The organism is Thalassobacillus sp. C254 (assembly GCF_001310615.1).
Genome location: NZ_BAXQ01000016.1, coordinates 54,188 through 70,812, shown reverse-complemented (window position 1 = coordinate 70,812; position 16,625 = coordinate 54,188). Strand labels below are relative to the sequence as shown.

Below are 16,625 nucleotides of genomic sequence, written 5' to 3'. Positions count from 1 at the left end.
TTCAAAGGGGGAATACAGAGTAACATATGAACAATCTATGAAATTGTATTGTTGTTTTCCCTTTGGATATACTATTATAGCAAATCCCCAGAGAAATACAACCCCTTTTTATAAAAAATATTGTCTAAAGCTGTGCTGTCCATTTGATCCGACAGCCACTCAAGTAAGATAACACATTTTCTCTCAACCTTCAAGAGGGTTCTGGGCAATTGCCCATTATCGGACACTTACATCTTTTCACGCACTTACCCTTTCCCAGTCGGTTACCTCTTACAACGCAATTTTCTCTTATCGAGCAGACACCCATTACCAGGCAGTACCTTGCCTCAACAGGAAACCTTATTCCATCCCTTTCATCTTGCGGCCGATCGCTTTATCCATTTCACGCTTTGCATCTTTTTCTTTTAAGCTCTGGCGTTTGTCGTATTTCTTTTTCCCTTTTGCCAGTCCAATTAAAACTTTGGCTACACCATTTTTTATATACATCTTCAAAGGAATAAGGGAATAGCCTTGCTGCTGAGTCTGACCGATCAGCTTTGAGATTTCTTTCTTATGCAAAAGAAGCTTTCTTGTCCGCAAAGGATCATGGTTATACCGGTTTCCCTGCTCGTATGGACTGATGTGAGCGTTGTGCAGGAACACCTCGCCGTTCCGGTCCACCCTTGCGAAACTGTCTTTAATGTTTGCTTTCCCTGCCCTGATTGACTTAATTTCCGTACCTTGAAGAACCATTCCCGCTTCATATGTTTCTTCAATCGTATAATCATGGCGGGCTTTTCGATTTTGAGCAATGGTTTGTCCTTCTGTTTTCTTTGCCATAACGAATGCACCCTTCTCTCCTGTTATCATCTAATCTTACCAAAGGCCGATTCAAAGCGTCAATAAACGGGAAAAACACCTTTCCTCCCTGCTGAACCGGTCTTTAGCCGTGTGAAACCTTTCCCCATAAAAACATTCAGCGGGTAAAAGCCGAAAAGGAAGAAGGCCCCTATCAAGCCTGCTTCCTTTTTACTCGGATTTACTTTCTCTTCTTTTTCCGCTTATTTTTCGGAGCATTTTCATAAAATTTCTTGTTTCCTTTTTGCTTCATTTTCACTTTGGAACGGCCCTTTTTCGGCTTGTCCGCTGAAGAACCTGTCTTATCTGAAGGTTTTCCGTTTCTCTTTCCGCCTTCAATCACTTTTGGGCGTTCCTTGCGGGTTCTTTTCTTATTGTCCTTCATGCCGACAATCTCAAAGTCAATATCTGCTTCATCTACATTAACCTTGACGACTCTCACTTCGACCTGATCACCGATCCGGAAAATGTTGCCTGTCCGTTCCCCGATCATTGCATATTGTTTTTCATCGAAATGATAATAATCATCAGTCATATAGCTGACATGAACCATACCTTCGATTGTATTTTCAAGCTCTACAAACAGTCCGAAGTTGGCAGCACCGCTTACTATGCCGCTAAATTCTTCGCCGACTTTATCTTCCATATACTGAGCCTTTTTCAGGTCATCAACTTCACGTTCAGCATCCACTGCCCGCCGCTCCATATCAGAGGCGTGCTGAGCGATATTTGAAAGCTTTTCCTTCCAGCTTTCCTGGGTGGTCTGATCATTCTTGTTCTTAACCAGATACTCGCGTATCAGCCTGTGCACGATAAGGTCCGGGTACCGCCGGATTGGCGATGTAAAATGAGTATAGAAATCGGAAGCAAGGCCAAAGTGCCCTTCGTTAGAAGAATCATATCTTGCCTGCTTCATGGAACGGAGCATGACCGTGCTGATTACAGCCTGTTCCGGTTCACCGGCAACTTCCTCAAGCACCTGTTGCAGGGAGCGAGGATGGACAGAGTTTGCACTTCCTTTTACCACGTACCCGAAATTCGTGACAAACTCGAGAAAGTGCTGAAGCTTTTCTTCGTCTGGATCTTCGTGAATCCGGTACATAAAAGGAACCTTCATCCAGTGGAAATGCTCAGCTATGGTCTCGTTTGCTGCAAGCATAAATTCTTCGATGAGCTTTTCTGCGACCGAACGGTCACGAAGCACCACATCTGTTGGTTTTCCTTCTTCATCCACAAGCACTTTTGCCTCTTTGAAATCAAAATCAATTGCTCCTCGGTCAAAGCGTTTTTTTCGGAGGATGGCTGCAAGATCCTCCATTCTTTCAAAGAAAGGAACAAGATCCTTATACTTCTCTCTTGTTTCTTCATCCTTTTCCTCAAGAATCAGGCGGACATCTGTATAAGTCATCCGTTCATTTGTACGGATCACACTTTCGAAGATGTCATGGTTTACAACCTCTCCTTGGGGAGTGATCTCCATTTCACAGGACAACGTAAGACGGTCTACCTTAGGATTCAAACTACAGATCCCATTAGACAGTCGGTGGGGAATCATTGGAATCACCCGGTCAACCAAGTAGACACTTGTGCCTCGTTCAAAGGCCTCCTCGTCTATCGGAGAGCCTTCCTCCACATAATAGCTGACGTCAGCGATGTGAACACCAAGGATGTAATTTCCGTTGTCCAGTTTCTTCACATGAACAGCATCATCAAGATCCTTTGCATCGGCGCCGTCAATGGTCACTATTGTTTCATCCCGCAAGTCACGGCGGCCTTCGATCTCCTGCGGGTCAATTTGATCGGAAATGCTGTTCGCATGGTCTGTAACCTCTTCTGGAAATTCACCAGGAAGGCCATGTTTGTGAATGACAGATAGAATATCGATCCCTGGATCATTTTTATGGCCAAGAATATTTACTACGCTGCCTTCAGCACTCATTCTGCCTTCAGGGTATTTCGTGATTTCCACCACAACTTTGTGGCCATCTACTGCCCCATGCTCCTTGCCTTTTGGAATGAAAATATCATTTGTAATATGTTTGTCGTCTACCTCTACAAATCCATAAGATTTAGAATCAATAAAGGTTCCGACAACCTTTGTTGTTCCTCTTTCTAATATTCGCACGACTGTTCCTTCCGCCCGGGAACCCGAGGAGGAGGAATTTACGCGAACGAGTACAAGGTCCTTGTTCATTGCCCCGTTTAATTCATTTGGCGGCACAAAGACATCATCTCTGTCTTTTTCTTCAGGAAGAATAAAAGCAAACCCTTTTTGGTGACTTTGTACCTTCCCTCGCATTAAATTCATTTTTTCCGGCACACCGTATCTATTGCTTCTTGTCCGGACGATGAGGCCCTCTTCTTCCAGCTCATTTAAGGATTTCATCATGTCCTTAAGCTTACTGGAGCTTTCCGAGTCAAAGGCTTCTTTAATCTCTTCCACTGACATCGGCTTTTCTGCATCTTCTTTCATAAATGTGAGTATTTCCTGTTTTTGCTCGTGGGCCAAGGTGTCATCTCTCCTTTCTTTCTTTATTTATCCACTTCCCAATCTAAGTTCTCTAAAAACTGGTAGATTTCCTCGTGAAGCTGGTCTTTTTCAGGCCCTAAGGTAATCACGTGAGTAGAGTTTTCGTACCACTTTAACTCTTTACGATCAGATGACGCTTCATCATGAATAATCTCAGCGCTCTTAAGCTCAACCATTTCATCGTTTTTTGCCTGCACCACCATCATGGGATCAAAAACCATATCCAAAGAATCTTTAATCTCCTCAATGAGTTCATTTATAGATTCTAGTGTATCCAATGGAAGCTCTTTAAATTCTTTTATCTCCTGCTCTACCTGCTCCGCACTTTTCTTTTCCAGTTTTTTCTGCTCTTTGGCGTATTGAAGAACTCCTGCATGCAGGCGGTCAACATTTCCATGTACAGTCATCGGAGCACACATCGGTACAATCCCTTTCACATCAAAGGTATACCCTACTTTTAAGGAAAACAACCCGCCCAGCGACAGGCCGCAGACAGCAATCTCTTCGTAGCCTTCATTTTTCAAATGGTCATAAGCTTTTTCAACATCCTGCCACCAGTCTTCCCAGGACGTTTCCATCAGTTCCTCTGGTGGAACACCATGTCCCTTATACATGGGAGCATGGCATGTATACCCCTTTTTATTCAAAAAGCGTGCAAGCATTCTTACATCTGCTGGTGAACCAGTAAAGGCATGTAACAAAAGAACGGCCCGCTTTCCTCCTTCAAGTGTAAATGGCTTTGGCGGTACTATTTTCATGTCTCATTTCCTCCTTGAATTCTTGGTTTGTTCTCGTTTTTCAAAAAACGTTCTAAGTCATCTAAGACTCGCTTTTTATCAGGACCATGGCATAAATAATGCCTTGAATCTTTGTATAAATAGAGGCGCTTTTCCCGGGACCCCATGTTTTCAAATAAGTATTCTGCACTTTTCACAGGCACTAATCCATCAAGCTCCCCCTGCATAATTAAGGAGGGAATCGTAATTTCTTTCACAAACGGACGAACTGTTTTTACAGCTTTTGTAAATTCATACACCGCTGTTAAAGGGGTCTCTTGAATTTTCTTACTGTAAAACTGGTACCAGGGTCTTCATTATCGAATGCTCCTTCAGCCTGGCTTCTGCTGCAATTTTAAAGTCCTTTAACAGCTGAGGCGGATTCACGTAATAAGCGGCTGCACCTAATAAGACTACCTTTTCGACAGGATACCTGGCGGACAAATAACATGCCAGCATCCCCCCCATTGAAAACCCAATCACATAGACTTTTTCACAGTATTTAAATAATTCAGCGCACGCTTTATCAGCTGCGTAAATCCAAGCTTTGTATGTAGCTCCTTTTAAGTCGTCTCCAGGACCGTGTCCTGGAAGCGTAGGAGAATAAATAAGCCAGTCTTTATTCTTTTTCAGCTTTTTGACAACAGGCTCCACTTCCCATGGCGCTCCAGTAAATCCGTGCAGGCATAAACACCCAATCATGTTCTCCATCTACCTTCACTTTCTATTTTAATACCAGTCATTACGAAAAAAAGACGTCACATTCAGACAAGTCTCCTTCTTTCATATTTCCCTGGCACCGAGCATAAGAATACATTGGGGTTCTCTACAAAGGTTCCCAATATTACGGTTTCTAATCAAACACAAAAAAAGCAGCCAGGCACATCCTGCTGCTCAATTTCATCTTCTATTTTGTCATTATACCTTTCTTACAGGAAGTAAGCCAGTAATATGGTCAATATGAAAAACAGCACGGCAAGCACAACGGTCATTTTGCTTAAGAAAGCCTCTACACCGCGAGCTTTTTGTTTCCCCATCAACTGTTCGGCACCACCGGAAATCGCTCCTGATAAACCGGCACTTCGTCCGGATTGAAGCAATACGACAGTTATGAGAGCGATGGAAACAATGGCCAAAAGAACAAAAAGTAATGTTTCCAAACAGGACACCTCCACATAGGATTACGCTTCTATAAATTTATCACAACACGTCCCATATGACAATGCAGCCTCGCTTTCTTTCTCTAAACCGACAAAAAAACAAGCCCTCCCCCGTCCTAAGGAAGGCTTGCATTTTTTTAAAGTCTTACTTGCTCAAGTTATAGAACGCTTTTTGCGCTGGGTAAACAGCTGTGGGGCCAAGCTCGTCATCAATACGAAGGAGCTGGTTGTATTTCGCAACACGGTCGCTGCGTGATGGGGCTCCTGTTTTAATTTGTCCCGCATTGGTAGCAACAGCGATGTCTGCAATGGTTGCATCTTCTGTTTCACCGGAGCGGTGGGAAATGACTGCTGTGTAGCCTGCTCTCTTAGCCATTTCAATGGCATCAAAAGTCTCGGTAAGTGTTCCAATCTGATTCACTTTAATAAGGATAGAGTTCCCTACACCTTGCTCAATTCCTTGTGAAAGCTTGGATGTGTTGGTCACAAATAAATCATCACCAACTAATTGTACTTTATCACCTAGTGCATCCGTAAGCTTCTTCCAGCCTTCCCAGTCGTTTTCATCAAGGCCGTCCTCAATGGAGATGATAGGGTATTTTTCTACAAGGTCTTTGTAGAAGTCAATCATTTCATCTACTGATTTAACGACACCCTCACCTTTAAGGTTATACTTGCCGTCTTCGTACATTTCAGATGCTGCAGCATCCATAGCAAGAGCAACCTCTTCACCTGGTTTGTAGCCTGCTTTTTCAATGGCTTCCACAATCGTTTGAAGTGCTTCTTCATTTGACCCAAGGTTAGGAGCAAATCCGCCTTCATCACCTACTGCCGTGTTTAATCCTTTGCCTTGTAGGACTTTCTTAAGGTTATGGAAAATTTCTGCACCGATCCGAACGGCTTCAGGGAAGTCTTGCGCCCCTACAGGCATAACCATAAACTCTTGAATATCAACATTGTTATCAGCGTGCTCTCCTCCATTGAGGATGTTCATCATTGGGACAGGGAGTGTTTTAGAGTTAAAGCCTCCAAGGTACTCATATAACGGCACACCAAGATCATTAGCAGCAGCATGAGCTGCAGCCATGGAAACACCGAGGATTGCATTCGCACCGAGGTTCCCTTTGTTTTCTGTGCCATCAAGTTCGATTAAAAGCTCATCAATACCTGTTTGATCTGTTACTTCAGCACCAAGCAATTCTGGAGCAATTTGCTCATTTACATTGTCTACAGCTTGCGTAACACCTTTACCCATATAACGCTCTCCGCCATCGCGAAGTTCTACCGCTTCATGCTCTCCAGTGGAAGCTCCACTTGGTACAAGAGCGCGCCCCATGGCTCCGTTTTCTGTGTAAACTTCAACTTCAACAGTTGGGTTTCCTCGGGAATCCAGTACTTCACGTGCATAAATATCAGTTATCATACTCATCATTAAACACTCCTTTATCTGTTTCCATTTTTAGCAAAGGAAGAGTAAAATCCTTCGGGCCCTTGAAAGACTCTTTCTTCTCCTGCTTTTCATTCATTTGTTTTCATTCAAGCTTAATGAAGCTTTCTATTCTAGTTTGCTGCCAGGAGCTCTTTTTCCTGCTGTGATACCAGTTATTTTCTCTTAGGCTGCGCACACCTGAGGTAAACAAACGTTTATTTAATCAGTGATTTCCCTGTCATGTCTGAAGGCTGTTCTATATTTAACAACTTGAGAATCGTCGGTGAGAGATCGGCAAGAATCCCTCCGTCACGAAGCTCAAGACCTTCCTTCGTCACAATAACAGGCACAGGACGTGTGGTATGGGCTGTCATTGCTTCTCCAGTCTTTGTCAGCACTTCATCAGCATTCCCATGGTCAGCCGTAATTACCGCAGACCCGCCCTTTTCAATAATCAGATCAACGATTTTCCCCAGACATTCGTCCACTGCCTCAACTGCTTTAATTGTAGGCTCCAGCATCCCTGAATGGCCAACCATATCAGGATTGGCAAAGTTCAGGATGATCACGTCATGCTTGTCATTCTTAATTTCCTCAAGAAGGGCATCGGTGACTTCGTAGGCGCTCATTTCCGGCTGCAAGTCATATGTTGGAACCTTTGGTGAATCAATTAAAATACGTTTTTCATTTTCAAATTCATCCTCTTGTCCTCCGCTGAAGAAAAAAGTGACGTGAGGGTATTTCTCTGTTTCTGCAATGCGAAGCTGTTTCAGCCCTGCTTTTGAAACTACTTCACCAAGAGTATTCTTAAGCTCCTGAGGAGGATAAGCCACTTTGCAGTTTTTAAGAGAATCACTATATTGGGTCATCGTTACAAAGTGAATGTCTTCTGGGAATTTTTCACCACGATCAAACCCTTCAAACTCCTCGCTGGTAAAGACCTGTGAGAGCTGAGTTGCGCGGTCCGGACGGAAATTCATAAAAATCACACTGTCCTTATCCTTTACCGTCGCAATCGGCGAACCGTCTTCTTCAGTGAGTACCGTTGGAATAAGAAACTCATCCCATACTTCGTTTTCATAGGAATCATCAACGACCTTTAGAGCATCACCATGGGTCGGGCCTTCTCCGTAGACAAGGGCACGGTATGTTTTTTCAACCCGCTCCCAGCGGCGGTCCCGATCCATCGCATAATAGCGCCCGTGAAGAGAAGCCAGGCGTCCCGAGCTTCTCTCATTCATCTTCGCCTGAAGCTGGATGAGGTAGGTTTTCGCGCTTTTTGTTCCACATCCCGGCCATCAAGAAAGGCGTGAACAAACACCTTATCTACATTATGCTCCTTGGCAAGATCAAGAAGAGCAATTAAATGGTCGTAATGGCCATGCACTCCTCCATCAGAAAGCAGCCCAAAAATATGAAGCTGGCTGTTATTCTTTTTTGCATTCTCAATCGCACCGAGAAATGTTTCATTTTCGTAAAAGCTGCGATCCTTAATTCCTCTGTTAATAAGAGACAAGCTTTGGTAGACAGGGCGGCCGGCCCCAATATTCAGGTGTCCTACCTCTGAATTCCCCATTTGTCCTTCAGGGAGCCCGACAGCTTCCCCTTTTGCCTCTAATGTTGTATGGGGAAATTGGCTCCAGTAGCGGTCAAAATTAGGAGTGTCGGCTTGGGCAACAGCATTACCGAAGCTCTCTTCACGCATGCCGTATCCATCTAGAATAATTAATGCTACTGGTGACTTGCTCATTGCTTTCCAGCCTCCACCAGCTTCACAAAGGAATCTGTTTTCAGGCTTCCACCGCCGACAAGGGCTCCGTCAATGTGTTCTTGAGCCATATAACCTTCAATGTTTTCAGGCTTCACGCTTCCGCCATACTGAATACGGACAGCTTCAGCTACTTCTTGACCGTACATATCCAAAAGATAGCGGCGGATAATTCCGCACGTTTCATTTGCATCCTCTGCTGAGGAGGATTTCCCTGTTCCAATCGCCCAGATCGGCTCGTATGCAATGACTACTTTCATTGCCTGGTCTTCAGAAAGCCCTTCAAATCCTTTTTCAACCTGAGCCGTTACAACCTCTTCTGTCTTCCCCGCTTCACGTTCTTCATCTGTTTCACCGCAGCACATAATTGGTGTGATACCATGAGCAAATGCAGCATGAAGCTTTTTATTTACGGATTCGTCTGTTTCATTGAACATATCACGCGTTCAGAATGGCCGATAATAACATAAGGTATTTCCAGTCAGCAAGAGCTGCCGGGCTGATTTCCCCTGTAAAAGCACCATTCTCTTCAAAGTGCATGTTTTGAGCACCTACAGCTACTTCGCTGCCTTTGGCTTTATCATTCATGTCTTTAAGAAACAACGCAGGAGCACACACGACAGATTCTACTTCTTCTTTAGAAGGAACCTGGTTCTTTACCTCTTCAATAAAAGAGACCGCTTCTCCGTGAGTCTTATTCATTTTCCAGTTTCCTGCAATAATCGGTTTTCTCACGATTTCACCCCGCAAAAATTATCGTTTACAGCTTCCTTTGGCTGAGATCCCTTCCTAAAGGTGCGGATCAGAAGAAAAAACGGTAAGCACCCAGAAACATTCTCCTTTTCCTGTTCCGCCTTCAGGACACCTGACCCCTCAGGAGTGCTGTCTACTTATCATTTAACGCTACAACGCCAGGAAGATCTTTGCCTTCCATAAACTCCAGGGATGCGCCACCACCCGTTGAGATGTGGCTCATTCTATCTGCCAGTTCAAACTTTTCTACAGCTGCCGCAGAATCGCCGCCGCCGATTACAGAATACGTTTCAGAGGACTCAGCGAGAGCTTCAGCTACACTCCTTGTCCCACTTGCAAACGCCGCAAACTCAAACACTCCCATAGGGCCATTCCAGATGGCTAGCTTGGAGTCCTGAATAACACCTTTGTACTTTTCAATCGTCTTTGACCCGATATCCAGAGCTTCCCAGTCAGATGGGATACTGTCGATACTGACAACCTCGGTATTCGCGTCTTCTGCAAAGTCATCGGCTACAACAACATCTTCAGGCATGTAAAAATTAACACCTTTGTCTTCTGCTTTTTTCATAAAGTCCCTGGCAAGGTCAATTTTATCTTCTTCAAGAAGGGAATTTCCGATTTCATGGCCCTGGGCTTTCACAAACGTATAAGCAAGACCACCGCCAATAATCAGGTTATCTACTTTATCAAGAAGATTGTCAATTACACCTATTTTATCTTTTACTTTAGCTCCGCCGATAATGGCAGTAAACGGACGGTCTGGCTCTGAAAGAGCCTGACCAAGCACCTGAAGCTCTTTTTCCATAAGGAGTCCCGCTACTGCTGGAAGGTGATGAGCGACCCCTTCTGTAGAAGCATGTGCTCTATGAGCAGCTCCAAAGGCGTCGTTTACATACACATCTGCAGGCTCGGCTAACTTTTTCGCCAGCTCCTCATCGTTTTTTTCTTCCCCTGGTTCAAAACGAAGATTTTCAAGGAGCAGCACTTCACCGTCAATCATTTGGGATACAGCTTGTTTTACTCGGTCTCCATACACTTCATCGACCTTCTGGACATTTCTTTGAGTGAGCTCGGAAAGACGGGCAGCAACAGGTCCCAGGCGGAGTTCTTCGACCACTTCGCCTTTCGGGCGGCCCAAATGGCTTCCCAGGATCACTTTTGCCCCTCTTTCTGTTAAGTATTCAAGGTAGGCAAGACAGCACGGATCCGAGTGTCATCAGTGACGAGTCCCTCATTCATCGGCACATTTAAATCAACACGGCAAAATACTGTTTTTCCTTTTACATCAATATCACGAATTGACTTTTTGTTCATCGCTCATCCTCCTCTTCCGGCAGAAGTAAATAATAAATCGGGCATTCTTTTTTTCCTGTTATTGCATATTGCCACATGATTGAAGATACCACATAAATGCCAGAAACAAAACTTACCTTTGCCCTTATCGTCAAAGGTTCCCAAATTTCTTCTTTTTTGCTCTGTAAAAGGCGCGTTTTGAGCTTTTGATCAGTTTTTTGCAGACCGGGAGCGGCGGCTGTTCTCAAGCTTTTTCCCTTCCTTTCGGCAAAAGGATCGCCTGTCTGGGTTCACAAGGCTTGTACCTGCCTAACCTCTTCTTTTCCAGTAGTGCAGGAAAAGATGTTCCCGGCCTGCTGCTTTTCTCTATAAGAAGGCATATAAAGCTTTCTTTTACGCAGGGAAAAGGGGAAGCAGAAACCTAATTCTTCTCCCCCTCTTTCGCTACCTGCAATTTATTATTGTTGTTTAGCCATGTAAGCAACAAGGTCAACTACACGGTTTGAATAGCCATACTCATTGTCGTACCAGGAAATAACTTTTACCATGTTATCTTCCATTACCATGGTAGAAAGAGCATCTACTGTGGAAGAGTGGCTGTCACCGTTGTAATCGCTGGATACAAGAGGCTCTTCACTGTATCCAAGGATTCCATTTAAGTTTCCTTCTGCAGCTTCTTTAAATGCTTCGTTTAGTTCATCTGCTGTTACGTTCTTGTCCAGCTCAGCTACAAGGTCAACAAGGGAAACGTTTGGCGTTGGCACGCGCATCGCTCCGCCATTTAGCTTACCTTCAAGCTCAGGAAGAACAAGAGCAACCGCTTTTGCTGCACCAGTAGAAGTTGGAATGATGTTTTCTGCTGCTGCACGGGCGCGGCGATAATCCTTATGGGGAAGATCAAGGATTTGCTGATCATTTGTATAGGAGTGAACGGTTGTCATCATTCCCCGCTTAATGCCAAACTTGTCGTTTAGTACTTTTACGAAAGGCGCAATGCAGTTTGTTGTGCAAGAAGCATTTGAGATAACATCGTGAGTAGAAGCGTCATAATCTTGTTCGTTAACTCCCATAACAAATGTTCCGTCCACATCTTTACCTGGTGCAGAGATAACAACCTTTTTCGCTCCTGCTTCCAAGTGCTTGGCAGCGTCGTCACGAGCAACAAAACGCCCAGTGGATTCTACAACGTACTCAACACCAAGGTCTCCCCAGCCGATTTGTGCAGGATCTCTTTCTGCCGTAACACGGATTTCTTTCCCGCCAACAACCAGGTTATCTCCGTTCACTTCTACTTTTTCTTCGAGTCTGCCATGTACAGAGTCGTATTTAAGAAGATGGGCAAGCATATTTGCATCTGTAAGGTCATTAATTGCTACCACTTCGATCTCGTCGTTATTTAAAGATGCACGAAATACTAGACGTCCAATTCGTCCAAAACCATTAATTCCTACTTTAGTTGCCATTTGTAAATTCCTCCCTTAATAAAGTAAAGCTTTAATATATAACCTGGTTTTCTCTCTCTGCAAATGTAAGAAAACACAGTGTTTTTACCAATTACTTTGGCGGCTCATGATCAATGACAGCTGGGCGGCACTTTCATCTGTAATCAAAATGTCGCTTGGCCTATATCTCATATATGCCCAAATTGCTTCACCTTTAGAAGCCCCGCCTGCAATACTAATGACTTTCTGGTTAGTATTTAAATCATCGAGCTGAAGTCCAATCGTTCTTTCCTTATGAACAATATTGCCATTTCGATCGAAATAATAGCCAAATGCCTCAGCCACTGCTTCTTTCTTTTCTAATTCCTTCATGATACCAGGCTTGGCCTTTCTTCTTTGGGCCATCGTTTTTCCTTCCCCGATACCATGTAACACGACACGAGCTGAACGAATAAGAGCCAGTAACTCTTTAATCTCTGGTTCATGAGCCAGGCTGTCATGCGCTTCCTCACTCAATTGGTCAGGCACATGAAGAAGTCGGTAATTTGCTTCGGCTTTCATGCCCATGACTGAGCTTATTGTGCTTGACTGAATCTCGACCTTTTCACCTAATCCGCCTCTCGCTGGAACAAATGTAACAGATGTAAGACGGGGATCAGGCGTCATCATTTCTGCCACCGAAGCCAAAGTCGTTCCTCCTGCTACGGCTACGACATCATCTGGTGTAAGATGAGCCTTCATTTGTTGAATGCATGCTCTGCCCATTTCCTTCTTTACCCAGGAATGCCGGTCACTATTCCCTGACACTACAATTACTTTAGGCACGGAGAGGATCGTAGATACCTGCTCTTCTAAAGAAGCCAGTCCAAAGGCCTCTTTTATCATCTCTTCTAAACCTTCTAAAAGAGTGTGCCCTTCTTCTGTCAGCGTCATGCCCGCGGCTGTCACAGAAAGCAGGCCCTGTTCCTTTAAGAAAGTAACCTCGCCGCGAAGTACACGTTCAGACAGCTCCAGGCTGGCAGCAAGCGTCCTCCGTCCGACGGGCTGCATTAAACGCACATACTGAAGGATGCGGAAACGCTGTCCCATTACGTCTAACACGTCAGGCTGCAGCTTTTTTGCAGCTCCACAAGTTCTCTCATTTTTATCACCTGATGGCCTATGGGTCATTTAAAGTCCCACATAGACAAATTTAGTCCCACTTAGTTAATAAAAAAAGGACTTTCCTTCCATTTCACCCTATCAATATTCCCAGCCATGTGCAACAAAACAAACTCGGCTTTTTAAAAAAACTTTCAAGCTTATTATGCCCCTATATAAAAATAATAAACATAGATGGGTATAAAAAGGTATTATATCATATGTTTTCCTGAAGATAATGTGAAGAGTTATCCAGCTCCGCAGGAGCAAACGTCCAGCCTGTTCAACAATTCAACAAACAAAAAAAGCCGGCCTTTTCTCAGCCAGCTCTATGCATATCGTTTCCTTTTGGAGGAAGACAGGATGTTAAGTTCATCTCTATATTTCGCCACTGCTCTTCTTGATATGGTAATTCCCTTCTCACTCTTAAGGGCATCGACCATTTTCTGGTCAGATAGAGGCTTTTTCTTGTCTTCCCTTTCGACCATTTCACGGATAAATGATTTAATCACAAAAGCAGACGTCTCTTCCCCACTCCCATTTTCAATTTTAGAAGTGAAAAAGTATTTTAACTCAAACAGTCCGTGAGGAGTCTGCATGTACTTATTAGTGGTTGTCCGTGATACTGTAGATTCATGGACTTCAGCCATTTCTGCGACATCACGCAGCGTCATCGGCTTTAGATAGGAAGGCCCTTTTTCAAAAAAGTCCTGTTGATAAGAAAGGATTGCTTCACTTATACTGCGCAGCGACTGCTGACGCTGATCAATGCTTTTTAAAAGCCACATCAGCTGTTTATATTTTCTCATGGCATAGTCTGAAGCTTCGTCCTTGCTTTTGCCTTCAAGAAGGTGACGGTAATGCTTATTTAATCTGATACGAGGAAGCCCGTCATCATTTAAAATAACCATATATTCTCCGCCGCTTCTTTTTTCAATGAATACATCAGGGACGATATGGCCGGGGTGCTCCCCTCCGAAATTAGCTCCTGGACGCGGCTCCAGCTTTTGAATAAAATCATAAACCTCCTGGATTTCCTCAAGGGAAACGAGCGTTTCCTTAGAAATATCCTTCCATTTCCTTTCAGCTAACTTTTCGAGATAGTGCTCAACAAGGGTTTCAGCCAGTTTATGTCTTGGCTCCAGCCTTTGAAGCTGTATTAAGAGACATTCTTTTAGTGACCTCGCACCTATTCCTGCCGGTTCCAGTGATTGCAGGAGCATTACACCTTCTTCATATTCTTCTTCGGTAACAGAAAACGCTTCAGCTGCCTCTTCAAAGGTTGCTTTTAGATAGCCGTCTTCTCCTATGTTTCTGGCTAAGTAATTCAGCAGTTTCTCCTTTTGACCGCTCAACGGCATCAATCTGATTTCTTCCTGCACATAATCAGACAGCTTATTTGCTGATTCGGGAATTCTATCAAAGGGGGAAGTGTATTCCCGCTCTTCTTTCTCATGGTACTCTTCATGGTCATCCTGCCAGAGGACAGGCATTTCCAAATTGGGCTGTTCTTTCTCTTTTGCTTCCATCAAATCGATGAGGGGGTTATCTAATGCCTGTTCTTCTAAATACTCAGACAGCTCCATCGTAGAGTATTGCAGCAGTGATATAGCCTGCCTTAATTCCTGCGTCATCATAAGCTTCATTGTCTGCTGTTGGAACAAGCCCATTTCTAAGTTCATAGAATAGCTCCTCCCTTCTAAGCACTTAAATGAAAGCGCTTTCCTAAATTAATACTATGTGAACGAGTTTGTCTGTATTTCCTGGATAATTGTCGAAAAATTAAAATTAATTCCTCTTCTATAATACTTTATTATGTTATGAATTGAAATAGCTTTTAAATAATATCTTTTTTCTTCTGTTTCTGACAATCTTTTTTAAAAAGAGCCGCTTCCCTTTACAACCTTTCAACCTTTACTCTTTAAACAAAGAAGAACAGGGAAAAAGTACGCGCCTTTTTCCCTGCCGGCTTATTCCTATTACTTTCAGCTGCTAACGGATGCGGAGTTTCGGATCCTCGCTGTCATCTCCTTCTATCCACTCTAGTTCAAACTCAAAGGAATGCTTTTTCCCTTTTTGAGTATATTCTATTTCGTAGGTCACATTTTTAGCCGGGCGTAAGGAAACTTCTTCATCGTCTTGAATAAAGGAACATTCTCCATTTTCCCGAAGCTTCGCTGCCACATTCTCAAAAAAACGAGCAGCTTCCTCCAGGCTTTGTTTTTCCTTGTGCTTAAACAACAATTGTTTCTCCAGCCGTTCTTGTCCGAACATGATGCAACCCCCCCCATAGAACTAGTAAAAGAATATTAAAATCAAAATTAAAGCGCTTTCAATTATATTATAAAGGATTTGCACGGGAAAGGCGAGAGCACGAGGTAGTTTGAAGGGTAAAAAAAACGGTTATGATGGTGGAAGGGATTTGATGAAAGAAAGAGAACCTATTGAGAGGCTTATTTGTAAGCTTCTAAAAAAATCGCTTCTCTGTCAGGCTAGAACAAGGGGAATGATTTGACCATAGCTGACCTATTAAGGTAAGATGATAATAAGTGTACAGCATACATGGGTAAAGGCTTGGTTTACTTAAGTTACAAAGGGTCAGCACAGCACTTTTGACCAGCCTATGTCAGAACTCAATTTATAATGTTTGTAAAAGAGAAGAGGAGGAATAGTTATGAATCTCATTCCAACAGTAATTGAACAAACAAACCGTGGAGAGCGCGCCTACGATATTTATTCCCGTCTCCTAAAAGACCGTATTATTATGCTAGGCTCTGGGATCGATGATAATGTCTCAAATTCCATCGTTGCTCAGCTTCTATTTCTTGCAGCTGAAGATCCAGACAAAGATATTTCGATTTACATTAACAGCCCGGGCGGTTCCATCACTGCCGGCATGGCTATTTATGACACCATGCAGCACATCAATCCAAAGGTTTCTACTATTTGTGTAGGTATGGCAGCTTCCATGGGTGCATTCCTTCTGGCTGCCGGTGAACCTGGTAAGCGCTTTGCCCTTCCTAATAGTGAAGTCATGATTCACCAGCCTCTTGGCGGAACTCAAGGACAGGCGTCTGATATTGAAATCCATGCGAAGCGTATTCTGCAAATGCGTGAGAAACTAAACCAGATTCTCTCTGAGCGCACTGGGCAACCTTTAGACGTTATTGAGCGCGATACAGATCGCGATAACTTTATGACTGCTGACGATGCCAAGCAGTACGGCCTGATTGATGAAGTTTTGAACAAAGAAAAGAAATAAGTTCTTTGACTGTCGAAAAGGGCATATAGGCCAAGAAAAACCCAGGATAGGGAGTATCCTGGGTTTTTCTATGTTTCCTGAAACAGGCGGCTCACTTCTCTTTCTGGGAATTATGGGGCAATGACTCAGCACAACTTGAGAGAAGCAACTTCTCAAGCCCTCGAAGTGAAACGCGGGGAACAATCGCTTGCTTTTGTAGCGATTGTAGGTGAAAAATGTCCTTATTATGTAT

At 43.7% G+C, this 16,625-nt stretch carries 13 protein-coding genes and 3 pseudogenes; 1 reads left to right on the top strand and 15 read right to left on the bottom strand.

Annotated features, from left to right (window positions below; genetic code table 11):
• Window positions 1-339 precede the first annotated feature (339 nt).
• From smpB to JCM19033_RS14705, 15 genes and pseudogenes are all read right to left on the bottom strand, one after another.
• Window positions 340-819 carry an SsrA-binding protein SmpB gene (gene smpB, locus JCM19033_RS14770; protein ID WP_054636845.1) on the bottom strand — a complete coding sequence of 160 codons (480 nt, stop codon included), beginning with the start codon at window positions 817-819 and terminating at the stop codon, window positions 340-342.
• A gap of 199 nt (window positions 820-1,018) precedes the next feature.
• Complete coding sequence (gene rnr, locus JCM19033_RS14765) at window positions 1,019-3,310, bottom strand: ribonuclease R (RefSeq protein WP_054636860.1); 2,292 nt, start codon at window positions 3,308-3,310, stop codon at window positions 1,019-1,021.
• A gap of 59 nt (window positions 3,311-3,369) precedes the next feature.
• A complete protein-coding gene (locus JCM19033_RS14760) occupies window positions 3,370-4,125 on the bottom strand; it encodes a carboxylesterase (protein ID WP_054636844.1) in 756 nt (251 codons plus the stop codon).
• Complete coding sequence (locus tag JCM19033_RS26050; protein WP_269758246.1) at window positions 4,122-4,403, bottom strand: carboxylesterase; 282 nt, start codon at window positions 4,401-4,403, stop codon at window positions 4,122-4,124. The genes JCM19033_RS14760 and JCM19033_RS26050 overlap by 4 nt, the downstream gene beginning before the upstream one ends.
• Window positions 4,404-4,431: 28 nt before the next feature.
• Entirely contained in the window at window positions 4,432-4,845 is a 414-nt protein-coding gene (locus tag JCM19033_RS26045; protein WP_269758245.1) for a carboxylesterase, read from the bottom strand.
• 227 nt (window positions 4,846-5,072) lie between these two features.
• Window positions 5,073-5,303, bottom strand: coding sequence for a preprotein translocase subunit SecG (secG, locus tag JCM19033_RS14750; RefSeq protein WP_054636843.1), 231 nt, complete (start codon window positions 5,301-5,303; stop codon window positions 5,073-5,075).
• Window positions 5,304-5,448: 145 nt separating this feature from the next.
• Window positions 5,449-6,732, bottom strand: a complete 1,284-nt coding sequence (gene eno, locus JCM19033_RS14745) for a phosphopyruvate hydratase (RefSeq protein WP_054636842.1) — start codon at window positions 6,730-6,732, stop codon at window positions 5,449-5,451.
• 215 nt (window positions 6,733-6,947) lie between these two features.
• Window positions 6,948-8,482 (bottom strand): annotated as a pseudogene (gene gpmI, locus JCM19033_RS14740) (2,3-bisphosphoglycerate-independent phosphoglycerate mutase).
• Window positions 8,479-9,235: pseudogene (gene tpiA / locus JCM19033_RS14735) on the bottom strand (triose-phosphate isomerase). The pseudogenes gpmI and tpiA overlap by 4 nt, the downstream one beginning before the upstream one ends.
• A 151-nt stretch (window positions 9,236-9,386) precedes the next feature.
• A pseudogene (gene pgk / locus JCM19033_RS14730) lies at window positions 9,387-10,570 on the bottom strand (phosphoglycerate kinase).
• Window positions 10,567-10,797 (bottom strand): hypothetical protein, encoded by a 231-nt coding sequence (locus JCM19033_RS14725; protein WP_054636841.1) that lies wholly within the window; start codon window positions 10,795-10,797, stop codon window positions 10,567-10,569. The pseudogene pgk and the gene JCM19033_RS14725 overlap by 4 nt, the downstream one beginning before the upstream one ends.
• A gap of 210 nt (window positions 10,798-11,007) precedes the next feature.
• Window positions 11,008-12,012, bottom strand: a complete 1,005-nt coding sequence (gene gap / locus JCM19033_RS14720; protein ID WP_054636840.1) for a type I glyceraldehyde-3-phosphate dehydrogenase — start codon at window positions 12,010-12,012, stop codon at window positions 11,008-11,010.
• Between the two features lie 84 nt (window positions 12,013-12,096).
• Complete coding sequence (locus JCM19033_RS14715) at window positions 12,097-13,161, bottom strand: sugar-binding transcriptional regulator (RefSeq protein ID WP_054636839.1); 1,065 nt, start codon at window positions 13,159-13,161, stop codon at window positions 12,097-12,099.
• 299 nt (window positions 13,162-13,460) lie between these two features.
• Window positions 13,461-14,813, bottom strand: coding sequence for an RNA polymerase factor sigma-54 (gene rpoN / locus JCM19033_RS14710; RefSeq protein ID WP_157049903.1), 1,353 nt, complete (start codon window positions 14,811-14,813; stop codon window positions 13,461-13,463).
• Window positions 14,814-15,123: 310 nt separating this feature from the next.
• Window positions 15,124-15,405, bottom strand: coding sequence for an amphi-Trp domain-containing protein (locus JCM19033_RS14705; RefSeq protein ID WP_054636838.1), 282 nt, complete (start codon window positions 15,403-15,405; stop codon window positions 15,124-15,126).
• A 400-nt stretch (window positions 15,406-15,805) separates the two neighbouring features.
• Here JCM19033_RS14705 and clpP point away from each other — a divergent pair, with 400 nt between their 5' ends.
• Window positions 15,806-16,393 carry an ATP-dependent Clp endopeptidase proteolytic subunit ClpP gene (gene clpP / locus JCM19033_RS14700; protein WP_054636837.1) on the top strand — a complete coding sequence of 196 codons (588 nt, stop codon included), beginning with the start codon at window positions 15,806-15,808 and terminating at the stop codon, window positions 16,391-16,393.
• The last annotated feature ends 232 nt before the right edge of the window (window positions 16,394-16,625 follow it).